Annotated in this window: 17 protein-coding genes; 3 read left to right on the top strand and 14 right to left on the bottom strand. The window is 72.3% G+C overall.

Annotated elements, in window-relative coordinates; translation table 11 throughout:
- Nucleotides 1-91 precede the first annotated feature (91 nt).
- Nucleotides 92-502: a preprotein translocase subunit SecG gene (gene secG / locus D3272_RS11465; RefSeq protein WP_129219356.1), complete on the bottom strand. Its 411-nt coding sequence runs from the start codon at nt 500-502 to the stop codon at nt 92-94.
- Between the two features lie 109 nt (nt 503-611).
- Entirely contained in the window at nt 612-1,367 is a 756-nt protein-coding gene (gene tpiA / locus D3272_RS11460; RefSeq protein ID WP_129219355.1) for a triose-phosphate isomerase, read from the bottom strand.
- Nucleotides 1,368-1,478: 111 nt separating this feature from the next.
- Between tpiA and D3272_RS11455 the strand changes: the two genes are divergently transcribed.
- Entirely contained in the window at nt 1,479-3,110 is a 1,632-nt protein-coding gene (locus tag D3272_RS11455; RefSeq protein ID WP_129219299.1) for an adenylate/guanylate cyclase domain-containing protein, read from the top strand.
- A gap of 55 nt (nt 3,111-3,165) precedes the next feature.
- Here the strand turns inward: D3272_RS11455 and D3272_RS11450 are convergent, their stop codons facing one another.
- Nucleotides 3,166-4,146 carry an aldo/keto reductase gene (locus D3272_RS11450; RefSeq protein ID WP_129219298.1) on the bottom strand — a complete coding sequence of 327 codons (981 nt, stop codon included), beginning with the start codon at nt 4,144-4,146 and terminating at the stop codon, nt 3,166-3,168.
- A 247-nt stretch (nt 4,147-4,393) separates the two neighbouring features.
- On the opposite strand from D3272_RS11450, the gene D3272_RS11445 reads away from it, so the two are divergent.
- Both D3272_RS11445 and trpE read left to right on the top strand, forming a co-directional pair.
- A complete protein-coding gene (locus tag D3272_RS11445; protein ID WP_165361314.1) occupies nt 4,394-6,298 on the top strand; it encodes a peptidylprolyl isomerase in 1,905 nt (634 codons plus the stop codon).
- A 2-nt stretch (nt 6,299-6,300) separates the two neighbouring features.
- Nucleotides 6,301-7,818: an anthranilate synthase component I gene (gene trpE, locus D3272_RS11440; RefSeq protein ID WP_245496503.1), complete on the top strand. Its 1,518-nt coding sequence runs from the start codon at nt 6,301-6,303 to the stop codon at nt 7,816-7,818.
- Between the two features lie 13 nt (nt 7,819-7,831).
- Here the strand turns inward: trpE and tgt are convergent, their stop codons facing one another.
- From tgt to D3272_RS11385, 11 genes are all read right to left on the bottom strand, one after another.
- Complete coding sequence (gene tgt, locus D3272_RS11435) at nt 7,832-8,956, bottom strand: tRNA guanosine(34) transglycosylase Tgt (RefSeq protein WP_129219296.1); 1,125 nt, start codon at nt 8,954-8,956, stop codon at nt 7,832-7,834.
- Nucleotides 8,953-10,050: a tRNA preQ1(34) S-adenosylmethionine ribosyltransferase-isomerase QueA gene (queA, locus tag D3272_RS11430; RefSeq protein WP_129219295.1), complete on the bottom strand. Its 1,098-nt coding sequence runs from the start codon at nt 10,048-10,050 to the stop codon at nt 8,953-8,955. The genes tgt and queA overlap by 4 nt, the downstream gene beginning before the upstream one ends.
- A gap of 61 nt (nt 10,051-10,111) precedes the next feature.
- A complete protein-coding gene (locus D3272_RS11425) occupies nt 10,112-10,564 on the bottom strand; it encodes a peptidylprolyl isomerase (protein WP_129219294.1) in 453 nt (150 codons plus the stop codon).
- Nucleotides 10,561-11,241 (bottom strand): hypothetical protein, encoded by a 681-nt coding sequence (locus D3272_RS11420; protein ID WP_129219293.1) that lies wholly within the window; start codon nt 11,239-11,241, stop codon nt 10,561-10,563. Before D3272_RS11420 ends, D3272_RS11425 begins: the two co-directional genes overlap by 4 nt.
- A gap of 7 nt (nt 11,242-11,248) precedes the next feature.
- Nucleotides 11,249-11,806, bottom strand: coding sequence for a peptidylprolyl isomerase (locus D3272_RS11415; protein WP_129219292.1), 558 nt, complete (start codon nt 11,804-11,806; stop codon nt 11,249-11,251).
- Between the two features lie 151 nt (nt 11,807-11,957).
- Nucleotides 11,958-12,476: a GNAT family N-acetyltransferase gene (locus D3272_RS11410; RefSeq protein ID WP_129219291.1), complete on the bottom strand. Its 519-nt coding sequence runs from the start codon at nt 12,474-12,476 to the stop codon at nt 11,958-11,960.
- Entirely contained in the window at nt 12,476-13,855 is a 1,380-nt protein-coding gene (gene cysS / locus D3272_RS11405) for a cysteine--tRNA ligase (RefSeq protein WP_129219290.1), read from the bottom strand. Before cysS ends, D3272_RS11410 begins: the two co-directional genes overlap by 1 nt.
- 163 nt (nt 13,856-14,018) lie before the next feature.
- Nucleotides 14,019-14,378: a hypothetical protein gene (locus D3272_RS11400; protein ID WP_129219289.1), complete on the bottom strand. Its 360-nt coding sequence runs from the start codon at nt 14,376-14,378 to the stop codon at nt 14,019-14,021.
- A 260-nt stretch (nt 14,379-14,638) separates the two neighbouring features.
- Nucleotides 14,639-16,396, bottom strand: coding sequence for a DUF4132 domain-containing protein (locus tag D3272_RS11395; protein WP_129219288.1), 1,758 nt, complete (start codon nt 16,394-16,396; stop codon nt 14,639-14,641).
- Complete coding sequence (locus D3272_RS11390; RefSeq protein ID WP_129219287.1) at nt 16,366-16,950, bottom strand: hypothetical protein; 585 nt, start codon at nt 16,948-16,950, stop codon at nt 16,366-16,368. The genes D3272_RS11395 and D3272_RS11390 overlap by 31 nt, the downstream gene beginning before the upstream one ends.
- 213 nt (nt 16,951-17,163) lie before the next feature.
- Complete coding sequence (locus D3272_RS11385) at nt 17,164-18,222, bottom strand: hypothetical protein (protein WP_129219286.1); 1,059 nt, start codon at nt 18,220-18,222, stop codon at nt 17,164-17,166.
- Between the last annotated feature and the right edge of the window lie 28 nt (nt 18,223-18,250).

Raw genomic sequence — 18,250 nt, 5'->3', positions numbered from 1 at the left:
CCGATCCTGTTCGGGCTTCGGCGGCCGGCGGAGCGAAAACGGCGAAGGGGCGGCACGCGGGCCGCCCCTTCGCGACGTCGGGCCTCGGTCGTCACTGCGACTTCGGCACCTCCGGCTGGGCCGGGGCGGCGGGCGCCGCCGGGGTCGCGGCGCCGCTCTTCTGCCGATCGATCTGCTGGATCTGGTCGAGCACGTTGGAGCCGGGCGCCACCGGGACCGGAGTCGGCGCGCCGGGCGCCGTCCGGCTGGCGGCCGGCACGTCGATGATGGACTTCGGTGCCCTGTTGTAATGGGCGAGGAGCGTCAGCGCGAGGCTGGTCACGAAGAAGGCCGTGCCCAGGATGGCGGTGGCCCGCGTCAGGGCATTGGCCTGGCCGCGCCCCGTCATGAACCCGCCGCCGCCCCCGACCCCCAGGGCGCCACCCTCGGACCGCTGCAGCAGCACGGTGGCCACCAGCGCGATCACGATCATCAGGTGCAGCACGATCAGGACGGTTTGCATCATGGGTACTCGGGACGGCACGCGGAAACGGCGCCGCGGGCGGGCGAAAGGTCGCCGGTTCCATACACCATGGCGTCCGCGATGCAAATTTCGCGCTTCGCGCCCGCGCTCAACGGGCGGCGGCGATCGCCAGGAAGTCCTCTTCCTTCAGGCTGGCCCCGCCGACGAGTAGGCCGTCGACGTTCTCGACGCCCCAAACCTCTCCGGCGTTGTCGGGCTTGACCGAGCCGCCGTAGAGGAGCCGGACCCCGCCGCCCTCGCCCCCGATCAGGGCCTGCAGTCGCCGGCGCAGGAAGCCGTGCACCTCGGCGATGTCGGTCGCTTCCGGCGTCAGGCCCGTGCCGATCGCCCAGACGGGCTCGTAGGCCAGGGCGACCGTGCGGGCGGTGGCGGCCGGCGGGACCGATTCGTCGATCTGGCGCCCGATCACCCGCAGCGTCTCGCCGCCGTCGCGCTCGGCCCGGCTTTCCCCGACGCAGATGATGGCGAGCAGGCCGGCCCGCGCCGCCGCCTCGGCCTTGGCGCGCACGACGGCGTCGCTTTCGCCGTGAAGGTTTCGGCGCTCCGAATGGCCCACGATGACGGCCGCGGCGCCGGCGTCCTTCAGCATCTCGGCGGAAACGTCGCCGGTCGACGCCCCGGCCGGCTGGCTATCGCAGTCCTGGCCGCCGATCATCAGCGACGAACCGGCGCAAAGGTCGGCCGCCGCCATCACCAGCGTGGCGGGCGGGCACACCACCGTGTCGACGCCGCGCATCCGTCCGGCCGCGACGGCGTCGCGCAGGGCGGAGACCACCGACAGGGACGCTCGCGTCCCGTTCATCTTCCAATTGCCGGCGAGCAGCGGTCGCAGGGTGGCCATGATCGCGGATCTCACCTGGAGCATTGAGGGGATGCGCCCAGCGGGGTATCAAAGGCTCGGCGGAATGCAAGGCCCGCCGAACGGGCCTGGGCGCCGGGCCGGCGAGGAGCGAGCGTGTTCGAACCTGGCGTCCCCGATGTCGACGCCCCCGGCGATGCCGGCGAAGCCATGCGCCGCCTGCTGGCGGTCTTCGCGCGCGCGGAGTTCCAGGCGCCCGTCGAGGCCATCACGGGGCTGGTGGCCCTCCTGGTCGAGGACTGGACCGACGCGGCGTCCCGCGACGACGTGGCCAAGCTCGCCGCCGCCGCCGAGCGGCTCGACGCCACGGTGCGCAGGTTGCTCGACCCCACGACCATGCAGGGGCTGGTGGACGGGGGCGACGCCGCGACGGCCTCGAGCCACCTGCGCCACGAGCTGCGCACCCCCATCACGGCCATCCTGGGCTACGGCGAACTCCTCGGCGAGGAGATCGGCGACGGGCCGGACGCCGCCGGGACGGCCGGCCAGGCCGGCACCCTCACCGACATCCTGGACGCGGCGCGGCGCCTGCTTGACCAGATCGACGCCATGGTGGATTTCCTGCGCCTCAACCACGAGGGCCGCGTCGAGGAGGCGCGGCAGCTGCTCGACCAGGATGCCGGGCTCCAAGAGCCCATGGAGGCGATCCGTTCGGTCCTGAAGGAGCAGGGCCAGACCGGGCCGCGCGCCATCGGGCGGGTGCTGGTGGTCGACGACAACGCGTCGACGCTCGACCTGCTGTCCCGACGCCTGCGCCGCGACGGCCACGAGGTCACGAGCTGCGACAACGGCGAGGGCGCGCTCGAACTGCTCGCCGGCACCGACTACGACCTCGTGCTGCTCGACCTGCTGATGCCGGGGCTCAGCGGCATCGAGGTGCTGCGGCGCATCAAGGCGACGCCGGCCACGGCCGGGCTGCCCGTCATCATCGTGTCGGCGCTCGGCGAGATCGAAAGCGCCGTCCACTGCATCGAGGCCGGCGCCGACGACTACCTGACCAAGCCCATCAACCCCGTGCTGCTGCGGGCCCGCATGACGGCCTCGCTCGAGCGCAAGTTCCTGCGCGACCGCGACGAGGCCACGACGCGCGAGCTCCGAGCCGAGCAGGAACGCTCCGAGAAGCTGCTGCTCAACGTCCTGCCCCGCAGCGTGCTCGACCGGTTCCGGGCGGGCGAATCGGTGATCGCCGACCGGTTCGCATCCGCCACCATCCTGTTCAGCGACATCGTCGACTTCACCCAGACCACCGCCACCCTGCCCCCGGACGCCGTGCTGGACCTGCTGAACGGCATCTTTTCGCGCTTCGACCGTCTCACCGCCGAGCACGGGCTCGAGAAGATCAAGACGATCGGCGACGCCTACATGGCGGCCGGCGGCCTGCCGGGTGCCTGCCCGGACCATGCCAGGCGGGCGGTGGCCATGGCGCTCCGCATGCCGGCCGCCGTCGCCGAGGCCAGCCGCGCCCGGGGCCAGGACCTGCGGATCCGCATCGGTCTCCACACCGGGCCCGTGGCGGCGGGGATCATCGGCAAGGACAAGTTCATCTACGACGTGTGGGGCGACACCGTGAACGTGGCGAGCCGCATGGAGTCGCTCGGGGAAGCCGGGCGCGTGCACATCACGGGAGAAACCCTGGCCGCCCTCGACGGCTGCTACGCCGTCGAGCCCCGGGCGCCGGTCAACGTGAAGGGTCGCGGCATCATGTCGACCTTCTTCCTGGTGCCGTGAGCCGGGCCTGCGCAGTCTCCGCGCCCGTGCCGGGAGCGGAGCCGTCCACGAGAGCTCAGCCGAACCCCGCCACGGCGTGGGGCACGTAGGGGGCCTCGAGGCGGGCGATCTCCTCGGCCGACAGCGTCACCGACAGGGCCGCCACGGCATCGTCGAGGTGATGGGGCTTCGACGCCCCGACGATCGGCGCCGTCACGCCGGGCTTCGACAGCAGCCAGGCGAGCGCCACCTGCGCGCGCGGCAGGCCGCGCTCCGCCGCCACCGCCCCGACGGCGTCGATCACGGCGCCGTCGGCCTGCGCGAAGGCCGTGTAGAGCGTCTTGCCGAAGGCATCCGTCTCGGCCCGCCCCGTGGTCTCGTCGGGCTTGCGGGTCAGACGGCCGCGGGCCAGAGGGCTCCACGGGATCATGCCGACGCCCTCGGCCCGGCACAGCGCCACCATCTCGCGCTCCTCCTCGCGGTAGAGCAGGTTGTAGTGGTTCTGCATCGACACGAAGCGCGTCCAGCCATGCCGCTCCGCGACGGCGAGCGCCCGGCAGAATTGCCAGGCATACATCGACGAGGCCCCGATGTAGCGGGCCTTCCCGGCCTTCACGACGTCGTGCAGCGCTTCCAGCGTTTCCTCGATCGGCGTTTCGGCGTCGTAGCGGTGGATCTGGTACAGGTCGACATGGTCGGTGCCGAGCCGCTTCAGGCTGGCATCGATGGCCGCCATGATGTGCTTGCGGGACAGGCCGGCGCCGTTCGCGTCCGTGTGCATGCGGCCGTGGACCTTGGTGGCGAGCACGATCCCGTCGCGCCGGGCGAACTCCTTGAGGGCCCGGCCGACGATCTCCTCGCTCGACCCATCGGAATAAACGTCCGCCGTGTCGAAGAAGGTGATGCCGAGGTCGATCGCCCGCTTGATGAAGGGCCGGCTCTCGGATTCGGGCAGGGTCCAGGGGTGGTTGCCGCGGTCGGGCTCCCCGTAGGTCATGCAGCCGAGGCAGAGCCGCGAGACTTTCAGGCCCGTCCGGCCCAGGTTCACATAGTCCATGGTGGCGATCTCCCCGGCATGGCGCCGCATCGGGGGGCAAGCCGCGGCACGGGCGAAAGATCCCGGTCGCGCTGCGCGGAACCGGGACATGGGCGGGAGCCGCTCGGGGCCTTCCGCCGATCGGGGTCGCGCCGCGGCGGCGGGGCGGCGGCCCGGAAGGGGTGCGTTGCGCTCGGGAGTGGCTGCCTATAATCCTGCGCCCGATCCCGCGGCCCGCCGCCCCCCATCACCGCACGAGACCCATTCCATGCTCGGAGGCATCCGCGCCGCTCAATCGACCTGGATCGGCAAGGCGCTGACCACGCTCGTCTTCGGCGTCATTTTAGTGGCCTTCGTCATCTGGGGCATCGGCGACCCGTTCCGGGGCGGCAGCGCCAACACCGTCGCCCAGGTGGGCGACGTGACGGTCTCGACCCAGGCCTACCGACAGGCCTACCAGGTCGAGCTCCAGGACCTGCAGCGGCGGGCGCGGCGGGCCATCACCAACGAGGAAGCGCACCGGATCGGGCTCGACGCCCAGGTCCTGTCGCGCCTCGTCTCGGATGCCGCGCTGGAGGACCGGGCCGGCACCCTGAACCTCGCCATCTCCGACAAGGATGTCGCCCGCAAGATCCTGGCGGACCCGTCCTTCGCCGGGCCGGGCGGCACCTTCGACCGCGGCCGTTTCAATTCCGTGCTGAACGAGAACGGCATGACCGAGGCGGCCTTCGTCCGCGACCAGAAGCAGGTCTACCTGCGCCGCGAGATCATCGAGGCGTTGATCGGCGGTCTCGACGCTCCCGTGGCGGCCGTCGACGCCGTCCACCGCTATCAGGACGAGACGCGCAGCGTCGACACGCTGGCGCTGCCGGCCGCGGCGGCCGGCCCCATCCCGGCCCCGGACGACGCCGCGCTCTCGAGCTATTACGACGCCCACAAGGGCGCGTTCGAGGCGCCGCAATATCGCAAGCTCGTGGTGCTGGCGGTGACGCCGGCCGGCCTCGCCAAGCCCGGCGACGTGTCGGACGCCGATGTCCGCGGCGTCTACGACACCGTCAAGGCCGAGCGGTTCGGCACGGCGGAGACGCGCCACGTCAGCCAAGTGGTCTTCCCGAGCGAGGAGGCCGCGGCAGCCTTCGTCAAGCGCGTGCGTGACGGCCAAAGCTTCGCCGACGCCGTCAAGGCGGACGCGCTGGGCGACAAGGTGGTCGATCTCGGGACGGTGGCGAAGGACGCCATCTTCGACCGCGCCGTGGCGGATGCCGCCTTCGGCCTTCCGGCCGACGGCACCAGCGACCCCGTGAAGGGGGCGTTCGGCAGCGTCGTGGCCCATGTCGATGCCGTGACGCCCGCGACCGTCCAGCCCTTCGACGCCGTCGCGCCGATGCTCCGCACCGAACTCGCGACCTCTCGGGCCACGGCCGCCGCGAAGGTGCTGCGCGACCGCATCGAGGACGCGCGCGCGTCGGGCAAGTCGCTGAGCGATGCCGCGACGGCGGTCGGTCTCGCGGCCCGCACGGTCGACGCCGTCGACATCGCCGGCAACGGCCGGGACGGAAAGCCCGTCGAGGGCCTGGTGGACGGGCCCGACCTGCTGAAAGCCGCCTTCGCGTCCGACATCGGCGTCGACAACGACACGATCGCGACGCGCGACGGCGGCACGGTGTGGTTCGAAGTGGCCGCCATCGAGCCCGCCCGGCAGCTCACCCTCGCCGAAGCCAAGCCGAAGGTCGAGGCCGTGTGGCAGGAGGAGGAGACGGCCCGGCGCCTCGACGCCAAGGCCGCCGACCTCGTCAAGGCCGTCGACGCCGGCAGCCAGACGCTGGACGCCATCGCGGCCCCGCTGGGCCTGTCCGTGGTCCACGTCGGCGATGCCAAGCGCGCCGGCGCGACCGGGCTGCCGTCCGGCGTCGTGGCCCGCATCTTCGACGTCCCGGTCGGGTCCGCCGGCTCGGCCCCGACGGGGCCGGAGGCGCGCACGCTGTTCAAGGTGCTGGACAGCGTCACGCCGCCGCTCGACCCCGACGCCCCGGAGGCCAAGCAGACCGCGCAGCGCTACGCGGCTTCGCTGCAGGACGGGGTCATCAACGACTACCTCGGCGTGCTGCGCGCCAAGCTCGGCGCCAAGGTGAACCAGGGCGCGCTGCAGGCCGCCTCCGGCGCCGGATACTGACGGTGGCGCACCAGGGCTTCGAGGCTCTCGCGGCGGCCCATGCGGAGGGTCGAGCCACGGCCGTCTGGTCGGTGCTGGTGGCCGACCTCGAGACGCCGGTCTCGGCCTACCTCAAGCTCGCGGCGAACCGGGCCGGCAACCTGTTCCTGCTCGAATCCGTCGAGGGCGGCGCGGTGCGCGGCCGCTACTCGATGATCGGCCTCGACCCCGACGCCGTCTGGCGCTGCACCGGGGCCGAAGCCGAGGTCGACCGCGATGCCGGCCAGGCCGGCAGCGCCTTTCGGCCCATGCCAGGCCCGCCGCTCGACGCCTTGCGGGCCTTCCTGGCCGAATCCGCCCTGGCGCTGCCGGCGGGGCTGCCGCCCATGTCGGCCGGCGTGTTCGGCTACCTCGGCTACGACATGGTGCGGCACATGGAGAAGCTGGCGCCTGCCAAGCCCGACTCGATCGGCGTGCCCGAAGCGCTGCTGATCCGCCCCACCGTCATGGTGGTGTTCGACGGCGTGCGCGACGAGATGATTGTGGTGACGCCGGTCCGGCCGAAGGCCGGGGTCTCGGCCCGGCAGGCGGCCGAGGCCGCGGAGGCGCGGCTCGACGGCGTGATCCGCGCGCTCGAGGCGCCCCTGGCGCATCCCGCCGCCCCGGCCGACCCGCTGCTGCTCGCCGAGCGCCCGACCAGCAACACCCCGGCGCCCGAGTTCCTGCGCATGGTGGAGCGCGCCCAGGACTACATCCGGGCCGGCGACGCCTTCCAGGTGGTCCTGTCGCAGCGCTTCTCGGGCCCCTTCACGCTGCCGCCCTTCGCGCTCTATCGCGCGCTTCGGCGCATCAACCCCGCCCCCTATCTCAGCTTCCTCGATTTCGGCGATTTCCAGATCTGCTGCTCGTCGCCCGAAATCCTGGTGCGGGTGCGCGAGGGCGCCGTCACCATCCGGCCCATCGCGGGGACGCGGCGGCGCGGCGCGACGCCGGCCGAGGACGAGGCGCTGGCGACGGAACTGCTGGCGGACCCGAAGGAACGCTCCGAGCACCTCATGCTGCTCGACCTCGGCCGCAACGATGTCGGCCGCGTCGCCGCCATCGGCTCCGTCGCCGTGACGGACCGCTTCTTCATCGAGCGCTACAGCCACGTCATGCACATCGTGTCGAACGTCGAGGGGCGGCTGCGGCCCGACCGCGACATCATCGACGCGCTGGCGGCGGGCTTCCCGGCCGGCACGGTGTCGGGCGCCCCCAAGGTGCGGGCCATGCAGATCATCGACGAGCTCGAGCGCGACAAGCGCGGCATCTACGGCGGCTGCATCGGCTATTTCGGCGCCGACGGCGCCATGGACACCTGCATCGTGCTGCGCACCTCCGTCATCAAGGACGGCACGATGCACATCCAGTCCGGCGCCGGCATCGTCTACGATTCGGTGCCGCAATCGGAGAACCAGGAATGCGCCAACAAGGCCGAAGCCCTGGTGCGGGCCGCCGAGGAAGCGATCCGGTTCGCCGCGGCGGGCACGCGCGGGCAATAGGGGCGTCGGTGCCTCAGTCGCCGAGGCCCGCCGCCCAGCCCGCCTTGGTCTCGGCCACGAAGCCGTCGAGGCTCCGCGCCGCGATGGCGGCCCGCAGGCCCGCCATCAGCGCCTGGTAATAGCTGAGGTTGACCCAGGTCAGCAGCATCATGCCGAGGATCTCGTCGGACTTGACGAGGTGGTGCAGGTAGGCGCGCGAATAGTCCCGCGCCGCCGGGCAGTCCGATGCCGCGTCGAGCGGTCGCGGGTCGGCGGCATGGCGGGCATTGCGCAGGTTCACCTTGCCGAAGCGCGTATAGGCCAGGCCATGGCGGCCCGCCCGCGTCGGCATAACGCAGTCGAACATGTCGACGCCGCGCCGCACCGCCTCGACGAGGTCGTCGGGCGTGCCGACGCCCATGAGGTAGCGGGGCTTGCCGGCCGGCAGGTGCGGCTCGACGGCCTCGATCGTGGCCAGCATGTCGGCCTGCGGCTCGCCGACGGCGAGCCCCCCGATGGCGAGGCCGCCGAACGGCATGGCGGCGAGCCGCTTCGCGCTCTCGACGCGCAGCGCCGGCACGGTGCCGCCCTGCACGATGCCGAAGCAGGCGCGGCCCGGCCGGGCGTCGAAGGCCTGCAGCGAGCGCTCGGCCCAGCGCAGCGACAGCAGCATGGCGCGCTCGACCTCGGCGTCGGGCGCCGGCAGCCGCACGCATTCGTCGAGCTGCATCTGGATGTCGGAGCCGAGCAGGGCCTGGATCTCCATCGAGCGCTCGGGGGTGAGCCGGTGCTTGGAGCCGTCGATGTGAGACTGGAAGGTGACGCCGGTCTCGTCGAGCTTGCGCAGCTTCGCCAGGGACATGACCTGGAACCCGCCGGAATCGGTGAGGATCGGGCCGGCCCAGGTCGAGAAGCCGTGCAGGCCGCCGAGTTCGGCCACGCGCTCGGCGCCGGGCCGCACCATGAGGTGGTAGGTGTTGCCCAACACGATGTCGGCGCCGAGATCCCGCACCTGGTCCATGTACATGGCCTTCACGGTGCCGGCGGTCCCGACCGGCATGAAGGCCGGGGTGCGGATCGGGCCGCGGCCCGTGTGGATGAGGCCCGTCCTGGCCGCGCCGTCCTGGCCGAGGAGCTCGTAGCGGAAGTCGGCGGTCATGGAACGGGTCCCGGGGTCGGCGGCGCGCTCGCCGCCGTGGGCCGGAGCAGGCAGGCGTCGCCGTAGGAATAGAACCGGTAGCCGGACGCGATGGCCCGGGCATAGGCGGCCCGCATCGTGTCGAGCCCCGAAAAGGCGCTGACCAGCATGAACAGCGTCGAGCGCGGCAGGTGGAAGTTGGTCATGAGCAGGTCGACGGCCCGGAAGCGGTAGCCGGGCGTGATGAAGATGGAGGTTTCGCCCGCGAAGGGGCGGACGACCCCGTCCGCGCCCGCCGCCGATTCGAGGATGCGCAGCGACGTGGTGCCGACCGCGACGACCCGCCCGCCGCGGCGGCGGACGTCGGTGAGCGCCGCGGCGGTGTCGGGCGAGACGGCGCCGATCTCGCCGTGCATGCGGTGGCCCTCGGTGGTGTCGGACTTGACGGGAAGGAACGTCCCGGCGCCGACATGCAGCGTGACGCGGTGCAGCGCCACGCCGGCGGCGGCGAGGCGAGCCACGAGGTCCGGCGTGAAATGCAGGCCGGCGGTCGGTGCCGCCACGGCGCCGGGCCGGTCGGCGAAGAGGGTCTGGTAATCGGCGGCATCCGCGGCATCGCCCGCCCGGCGGTGCTCGATGTAGGGGGGCAGCGGCATCTGGCCGACACGGGCCACGGCGGCGTCGAGCGCCTCGCCGGACCGGTCGAAGCTGAGGCTGACCTCGCCGCCGTCCTTGTCGGATGCGGTGGCGGCCAGCACCTCGGCGCCGTCGGCCTCGAAGGCCAATCGCTCGCCGTCCGCCAAACGCTTCGCCGGACGGATGAAGGCCCGCCACCGGTCGGGCGCGTCGCGCCGGTGCAGCGTCACCTCGATGCGGGCGATCGCGTCGCCGCGGCGCCGCAGGCCGAACAGGCGCGCAGGCACGACGCGGGTGTCGTTAACGACGAGCGCGTCTCCGGGTTGCAGCAGGTCCGGCAGGTCGCGCACGGCGCGGTCGCCGAAACGCGCCGGGTCCGCCGGATCGACCGTGAGGAGACGCGCGCTGTCGCGCGGCGCGGCAGGCCGCAACGCGATGGCGGATTCGGGAAGTTCGAAATCGAAGTCGTCGACCAGCATGGCGTCGTCACGCGCCGGCCCGGCCCGCCGGAGGGCGGACCGGGCCGGCGCGTCCGCAGGATCAGCCGATCGTGGCGGTGGTGATGGAATCGGGATCGCGCACGGGCTCGCCGCGCTTGATCTTGTCGACGTTCTCCATGCCCGACACCACCTCGCCCCACACCGTATACTGGCGGTCGAGGAAACCGGCATCGTCGAAGCAGATGAAGAACTGGGAATTCGCCGAGTCCGGGCTCTGGGCGCGGGCCATGGAGCAGGTGCCGCGCTTGTGGTGCTCGGCGTTGAACTCCTGCTTGAGGTTCGGGTACTTCGAGCCGCCCGTGCCGGTGCCGTGCGGGCAGCCGGTCTGCGCCATGAAGCCGTCGATGACGCGGTGGAAGACGACGCCGTCGTAGAACTTCTCGCTCACCAGCTTCTTGATGTGCTCGACATGGTTGGGGGCGAGGTCCGGGCGCATCTTGATGACGACGGGGCCCTTGGTGGTATCGAGCGTCAGCGTGTTGTTATCGGTCATCTCTTGTCCTCGTGGATGAAACGGACGGCGAAGATCTCGCCTGCCACCGCGGCACCGAGTGACGGCGACAGCGGCAAGGGTGTGCAGCGTTTAAGCCCGTCGAGCAGCGAATGCGCAAGCGCGGTCTTCTGGTCCGCCGAAGCCGCATCGCTGTAGGGCACGCGGGGCACGCCGAACACCGAGCCGTCGCGCCGGAAGCTCACCCGCAGCGTGACGGAGCCCCAGGCGAGGCCGGATGGCGGCGAGAAACACCGGCCGAGCGCCGGCCCCACCTCGACGAAGCGGCCGAGCGTCGCCGGGACCGCGAAGGTCTGGCCCGCCCCGACCTTCACGGACAGGTGGAAGCCATGGGCGAAGGCCGGGAGATTGTCGGGCGTGCCCTCGATCAGCGGCGAGGTGCCGGGCCCCTCGGGCTGGAGGAACTCGTCGGGCGGCGACGGCGGGAGCAGCAGCGGCGGCACATCGGGCGGATAGCGGCGCCGGATGAAGGGTCGCAGCCCGAAGCGCCAGCGCCGCAGTTGAAGGCGCGGCCCGAAACGGAAGGGCGCCGCCCGCTGCGCCGGGAGCGGCGGCCGCATCCCCGGCGCGATGCGGCGGGCCTGCGCCTGTGCGGCCGGGCTCGCCGCCACCAGGGCGGCGAGCGCCAGGCCTGCCGCCCCGCGCGACCGACGCGGCAAGGTGCCGTTACTTCGACGCCATCCGCATCGTGACGATCTTGTCGGGGTTGGTCACCTTGCCGTTGTCGTCGGCAGCGCCCTTCTTGATCTTGTCGACGACGTCCATGCCGGACGTCACCTGCCCCACCACCGTGTACTGCCCGTTGAGGAAGGGCGCATCGCCGAGGCAGATGAAGAACTGGGAATTGGCCGAATCCGGGCTCGACGAACGCGCCATGCCGACCGTGCCGCGCTTGAAGGGCGTGTCGGTGAACTCGGCCTTGAGATCGGGGAGCTTCGAGCCGCCCATGCCGGTGCCGGTCGGGTCGCCGGTCTGCGCCATGAAGCCGCCGATGACGCGATGGAACACGATCCCGTCGTAGAAGTGCTGGCCGACCAGCGTCTCGATCTGCTTGACGTGGCCCGGCGCGAGCTTCGGGTCGAGCTGGATGGTGATCTTGCCGTCCTTGGTGGTCATCACCACGGTATCGGCATCGGCCGCCCGGGCCGGCGCGGCGCCGAGGGCCGCACCGGCGACGAGGGCGGCCGAGGCGGCCAGGAGGAGTTCACGACGACGCAGGTGCATGGGGGTCTCTCGGGTGATCGGTGCCGCCGGGATAGGCGGTGCCTGTGACGGTGGCAAGGCGGGGTCGGTCAGGCGCCGTGCCGTGGCGGGTCGCGCGTCGAGACAGCTCCGGCGGCTCTCGACCGCGTCCTTCGTCGTCGCCAGCCTCCCGTCAGTCGGCCGCATCCGGCCGGGCGCTCTCGAAGGTCAGCTCGAGGCGCGTGTTGGCCAGCCACTCGCCGTTCAGCGGGATCGACTGGCGGCTCTGGGCGCGATAGCCGCGGCGCTCGAAGAGGGGGCGGGCGGTGTCGCTGGCGTCCACCGTCAGGGCCGCGGCGCCGCGAGCCCTGGCGAGCTTCTCGCAGGCATCGACCAGAAGCGTGCCGATGCCGCGCCCGGCCAGGGCCGGGTCGACGAACAGCATGTCGATGCGGCTGTTGTCCTTCAGCGAGGCGAAGCCGGCCGGAGTGCCCGCCACCGTCGCCACCAGCGTCAGCATGGCCCTCAGCCTGCGCCCGAAGGCGCCCTCGTCCTCGGCCGTCGCCATCCAGGCGGCACGCTGGTCCTCGTCGTAGTCCTCGGCGGCGAGTTCCTCGATGCTGGCGCCGAAGATGGCGGCCAGGGCCGGCGCATCGTCGGGCAGCATCGGTCGCAGCGCGGGCTTGCCGGTCTCGTCGTCGTCCTTGGCCATCACGCGGGTCCCTTCCGGCCCACCTCCCAGCTGGTGGTGCCGTCCTTGTTGTCCTTGATGACGACGCCCATGGTCGCCAGAGCGTCGCGGATCCGGTCCGACTCGGCCCAAAGCTTCGCCTGCCGCGCCGCGAGCCGATCCGCGATCATCGCGTCGACCTCGGCCCGGTCGAGCCCCGATGCCGCCTGCCGCCGGCCCGCCCAGGCGGCGGGCGTGTCCTGCATGAGGCCCAGCAGGCGCGCCGAAGCCACGGCCGCGCCGCGCGCGTCGGGGTCGGAGAAGAGGCCGTGCAGGGCCGCGATGGCGCCCGGCGTGTTGAGGTCGTCGGTCAGATCGCCGAGGAAGGCGGCGGCGGGCTCGGCGGCTGGCGCGACGCCCTCCGACAGGCCGTACCACCGGTCGAGCGTCCGCTCCGCTTCCTCCAGCGCCTTCACGGTCCAGTCGATCGGCTGGCGGTAGTGGGTGCGCAGCATGGCGAGGCGCAGCACCTCGCCGGGCCAGGCACGCCCGCCGAAACCGTCCGTGTCCAGCAGGTCCCGGATCGTGACGAAGTTGCCCAGCGACTTCGACATCTTCTGGCCTTCCACCTGCAGGAAGCCGTTGTGCATCCAGACCTGGGCCATGAAGGGCGTATCGAAGGCGCAGCAACTCTGCGCGACCTCGTTCTCGTGGTGGGGGAAGATCAGGTCGAGCCCACCGCCGTGGATGTCGAACTGCTCGCCGAGGTGCTTCCAGCTCATGGCCGAGCATTCGAGGTGCCAACCCGGCCGTCCCCGGCCCCAGGGGCTGTCCCACCCCGGCTCGTCCGGGGCGGACGGCTTCCACAGCACGAAGTCGCCCTCGCCGCGCTTGTAGGGCGCCACCTCGACGCGCGCGCCGGCCAGCATCTCGTCGAGCGTGCGGTGCGACAGACGGCCGTAATCCGCCATGGAGCCCACGGCGAAGAGCACGTGACCCTCGGCGGCATAGGCGTGGCCCGACGCGACCAGCCGCTGCGTGACGGCGATCATCTCGGGGATGTGATCCGTGGCGCGCGGCTCGATGCTGGGCCGGAGCGTGCCCAGCGCCGCGACGTCCTCGGCGAAGCCCCGCGCCGTGCCCTCGGTGAGTTCGCCGATGCCGATGCCGCGCTCGGCCGCCCGGGCGATGATCTTGTCGTCGATGTCGGTGATGTTGCGGGCATAGACGACGTGGTCCGGCCCATAGAGGTGGCGCAGCAGCCGGAACAGCACGTCGAAGACGATGACGGGGCGGGCATTGCCGATGTGGGCGCGGTCGTAGACGGTGGGACCGCAGACGTAGAGCCGCACCCGCTCGGGGTCGAGCGGCGTGAAATCGTCCTTGCGGCGCGTCAGCGTGTTGTAGAGGCGCAGTGCCATCCCGGTCCCTCGATGCCCGCGGCGGCCCTCGGGCCCCGCCGCATGCCGTCCTATGACGGCCGGCCGACCATGTCATGCCGGCGCCGGCCGGCGCCAGCCGAAACACGCGCGACCATCGACGACTTTGAGTTGAGTTGGCGGCGGTGCCGAGGCCGCCCCGCCCTCAGCCCGGGCCGAACAGAAGGGCCGGGCCGGCGAGTGCGCCGGTGGCGGCCGTCCTGCCGTCGCGGACGGGTCGCGCGCGTGTCGCTTGGTCGCGCTGCCGCAGCGAGCGTTCCGCCATCGCCTGGAGGCCGAACAGGACCGGGAGATCGGCGCCGGCGATGTTGACGGAAAGCTCGCGCCAATCGCGTTCGGATGCGTTTCGGGCGAAGGCCGCCACGAGCGACGCCGTGAGAGCCCCCACGGACAGGCCGCGATGCTCGGCCTCGAGCCGGATGGCGGCCGCGAACGGGCCGCCGATCGACGCCACCGCCGCGGCTGCGATGCCCTCGTCGGTGCAGGAATGCAGGATATCAGCCATCAGCATTCGGCCCTCCTCTCGGACGGTTTCCTCCGGACCGGGTCGTCGCGGCTCTGTTTGAATGCGCGCCACCCTGCGAAGGACCCGCGGTTCGGTACGGGTCGATCGGGGTGACACGATGGCCGGATCGAGTGTCATGATGGCCGAACGGGATCGGTCGTGGCAACCGCTCTGACGAATCGGACGAAAGTATTTCTACATCCGACAATTGGAAGAGGATCGACACGACGGTGGAGGCGAATCTCGAACCGCCCCCTCCGCTACTGCAGGGCCGGCGTCGGTCCATCGAGGCCATCGGACGGGACGGGATGGCGGCCGTGCCCAGCGAGATCGTCGAGGCTGCGCAGGATCTCGCTCGCCGTCACGCGGTCGAGGTGATGGAATGCGACAGGACCCTCCTCGGCCCCCTCGGTGGCATAGCGCAGGCTGAGCAGGTCCAGCGCGCGCGGCGCTTCGCCCGGCTCGGAACGACCGACCCCGAGGCCGGGTCGGAAGCCCAGCGAAGCGACGCCGACCCGCCCGTCCCGCAGCACGACGTCGCGCTCGATGGTCCACATCAGGCCGTCGTCGACCGGATGGGAGAAGGACCAGCCGCGCGCCGCCATGCCGCGCAGCCATCCCGGCTCCACGGCGATCCCCTGGAAGCAAAAGACTTCCGTCTTGATATCCTCGGCCCCGGTCAGGCGATGGACCGGCCGCTCGAGCTGGCGGCAGGGCTGGGCGATCCCGTGCCGGGCGAAGGCTGCCCGCCACGCTGCCAAAACGAGCGGCGACACCTGCAGGGGGTGCACGAGGCCGAAGTACCCTGCCGAAGCGGGAAGGACATCGGCGAGTTCCACATCCTCCGTGTCGACCGCCGTCGCGCCCGCGAGCCGAAAGGTCAGCTTGGGCGAGCGATCCGCCTCCATCCCGTCGTAGAAGCCCCAGACTAGGCGCCGGGCGGCCTGCCCCACGAAGGGATGGCGGGCGAAGCAGGCCAGAAAGGCTTCGGGTGAGACGCGACGGCCCGTCCCCACCATGGCGTCGAGGCGGGACAGGATGGCGCCGGCCGCGAGTATGGTTTCACGCTTCAGGAGGCGCCAGCGCGCCGTGGCGGTGGCGGCCCGCGCGGCGTCGTCCGACCGGCGCGGCTTCGGGAGGACGGCGGCCATGCGGCCAGCCTCGTCCCGGACCCGGGGCACCAGAGCCTCGTCGAAGACGACCCTGAATCTGCGCGGGCCGAAGTCGAGATCCAGCCCGCCCTCGGCATCGAGGTCGAGATCGGGCGCCGTCCGATCGTTGAGGTCCTCGCGCGTCAACCCGCGGGACTGCGCCATGGCTTCGAGGTGCCGGCGGGCCTTCGCCCGCATGCTCTTGGCGCCGAGCTTACTGGCCAGGAGACCCAGGCGCATGACGGCCGCGTCGCTGCCGAGATCCGTCAGGGCCTGGATCGCCATGGCGACCTGCGGCAGGGCACGGCAGGCGGCGAAGCGCTGAAGGGCGGCGGCGAGCGGCGCGACCGAGCCGTCGTCGCCGAGCCAGCCCACGGCCCAGATCGCCCAGCCCTGCTGGCCCGGCATGCCGGCCGCCAGCCAGGCTGCCAGGAGGTCGGCGGCGAAGCGCCCCAGGCTCGCGTCCGTGCAGGCCTCGCGAACCTTGATGACACCGGCGTGAACATGGTCGGGGGTACTGAAGGACAGGACCTCGCCGATGGCGAGCACGGCCTCGTCGGGCAGCGCCCCGCCGCCCCGTAATTCCGGCCGCGCGAGTCTCTCCGGGTCGAACCAGGGCGGGAGCGGGCGAATGCGGTCCGGCGCGAGGGCGAGTTCGTCGCCGGCCAGCACCTCGGCCACCGCCTCGTCGAGGACGAAGCCCGCCTCGGCGTAGCGTGACAGGGCCTCGGCCAGGGCGCGTCGACCGTCGGGCTCGGCATTGATGCGCCGGATCGCGGCGCCGGCCTCCTCGCGCTCGCGTCCCGCCGGACCGATGGCGCGCGGCACGAGGTGGATCAGGCCACCGCCCGGTGCCGCCTCAACCACGCGAGCGCGGCCTCCCTTGCGACGCGGTGGCGCGCCAGGACCTGGGCGGTAACCGGCGCGAATTCGCCCGCACCGAGATCGGCGAATCGCTCGAAGCCCACGAGCGGATTTTCGGCGACGAGGCCGACGAGCTCCGGCAGGACCTGTCGGCCGAAGCGCCGCACCATCGCGCGCGCGGGCCCTTCCCGCCACCGCACCAGGGCCAGCAGAGGCCCGCCCCGCCGCCAGAGCCTGAGCGCGAGTTCGGCCGGCTGACGGCCGAGCCCCTCGAAGATGGCCTCATAGGGGGTCGCGCTCCACGGACGGGCCTTCGTGGCGTCCAGCTGATCCAGCCGGGTCACGAACCAGGACAACACGGCGGCGTCGCCTGCCTCCAACGGCACGAGCGTTTCGGGGGCCGGGCCGACGCGCGGACGCTCGGACGTCGGGGCGAGTGCGGCCTCGGTCATGGCGATCACGCCGGCGAGGCTCGACAGGAAGGGCAGGACCAGGGCGCGGGCTTCGGGCCAGCTCAGTCCATGGGCCCCCTTCTCGGCTTCCGCATCGAAGCTCAAGGACGTCGCGAGAGGTGAGACGGAAACGATATGTCGGACGGGGGCCAACCGCGCCGGATCGCGCCAGGGCGGGTCGCGGAGGTAGGCCGGCCATGTATCGCGCGGCGCGAGGGCGATCGGGGCGGGGGCGATCAACGCTTCGAGCGCGGCGAGGTTCGCGGGTACCGTGGCTCTGGCCCAAGCCCGCACCGCCGCCGCGCCGTGCCGCGCGACTCAGCCCTGCAGGCGGGCCCGCAGGACGGGCCCGCCGCGTCCCTCCGAAACGGCGGTGAGATAGCGCCCGACCGTCCAGGCCGGATCGCAGGCTTCGGCGCGCGCCAGGGCGGCCCTCGCCCAGCTCCGATGCAGGAACGGCAGGAGCGGGACGAGGGCGGCGTCGTGCCCCGTAGCTAGGACGGCCTTGCCGATCGTCAAGCGATCGGCGTCGGCCGCATGGTGCAGCAGCCAGGACAGGGCGGGGAGTGCCGCCTGCCCGTTGCGCGCCGCGACGGCGGCGAGCGTCGCGGCCAGCCGGGCCGGCCCCATGGCGGCCCGAGCGAAGGAGAAGCTGCCCCGGCGTTGGACGCGGCGGTCGGCGACGAGATCGGGGGGCGATTCAGCCACCAGCGCGATGACCGCGGGCGCGTCGGCGGCGGATGCGCCCGCCGCTTCGGCGGCGCGGAGCACGGCCAGCGGCTGGAGATGGTGAGCTTCGGCCCGATCGTCGGCAAGGACGAAGGCCGCAACCGCGGCCGCCGGCCAGCCTTCGGCATCGGCGATTCCGGCGAAGGCCGCGACGGCCTCGGCGTAGCGGGCGTTTGGGGCCTGGACCAGCGCGCAGCGGGCCGCGAGGAAGAAGGGCTCCGACCAGATCCGAATCTCGTTGGCGGGCCGGTCGCCCGAAGCCTCGATCCTCACCTGATTGACCGCGACCGCCAGGGCGCAGCCCCCCTGCACGGCCAGGAGCCAATCCGCAAGTCCCGCGACAGCCGCGTCGAAGGCGCCCGGCCCGCGCCCGTAACGGTCGATGATCAGGTCCGCATAGAGGAGCGCCGCGCCTTCGCCGTTGAGATAGTCCGGCGGCTCGGCCGGAACGCAGGCGAGGAGCCGGTCCCGGGCGAGGCGGCGGCGGGGGTCAGTCGTCTGACGCGCTGCCGCCACGAAGTCGTGGAGGGCGGTCCAGCCGTCCGCTGCCCCGCCGCGGGTGCGAGGCCCGGGATGGCTCCGGGTCGGCAGCGGTGCGCCCCGGAACAACGCGCTCGCGCCACCCTTCCCCATGCCGCATTCGTCCATGCAATGATTCGTTGCACATCATGGCACG

Origin of the sequence: Lichenibacterium ramalinae, from assembly GCF_004137085.1 — a bacterium.
GTDB lineage: Bacteria > Pseudomonadota > Alphaproteobacteria > Rhizobiales > Beijerinckiaceae > Lichenihabitans > Lichenihabitans ramalinae.
Note: the sequence above shows the minus strand (reverse complement) of the source record. Positions and strands in the feature narration are given on the sequence as shown.

Coding starts and splice junctions, on each gene's coding strand:
- secG (WP_129219356.1), bottom strand. CDS start 502: ATGCAAACCGTCCTGATCGTGCTGCACCTGATGATCGTGATCGCGCTG.
- D3272_RS11450 (WP_129219298.1), bottom strand. CDS start 4,146: ATGGACTATGTGAACCTGGGCCGGACGGGCCTGAAAGTCTCGCGGCTC.
- D3272_RS11445 (WP_165361314.1), top strand. CDS start 4,394: ATGCTCGGAGGCATCCGCGCCGCTCAATCGACCTGGATCGGCAAGGCG.
- tgt (WP_129219296.1), bottom strand. CDS start 8,956: ATGACCGCCGACTTCCGCTACGAGCTCCTCGGCCAGGACGGCGCGGCC.
- queA (WP_129219295.1), bottom strand. CDS start 10,050: ATGCTGGTCGACGACTTCGATTTCGAACTTCCCGAATCCGCCATCGCG.
- D3272_RS11425 (WP_129219294.1), bottom strand. CDS start 10,564: ATGACCGATAACAACACGCTGACGCTCGATACCACCAAGGGCCCCGTC.
- D3272_RS11415 (WP_129219292.1), bottom strand. CDS start 11,806: ATGCACCTGCGTCGTCGTGAACTCCTCCTGGCCGCCTCGGCCGCCCTC.
- D3272_RS11410 (WP_129219291.1), bottom strand. CDS start 12,476: ATGGCCAAGGACGACGACGAGACCGGCAAGCCCGCGCTGCGACCGATG.
- cysS (WP_129219290.1), bottom strand. CDS start 13,855: ATGGCACTGCGCCTCTACAACACGCTGACGCGCCGCAAGGACGATTTC.
- D3272_RS11400 (WP_129219289.1), bottom strand. CDS start 14,378: ATGGCTGATATCCTGCATTCCTGCACCGACGAGGGCATCGCAGCCGCG.
- D3272_RS11385 (WP_129219286.1), bottom strand. CDS start 18,222: ATGGACGAATGCGGCATGGGGAAGGGTGGCGCGAGCGCGTTGTTCCGG.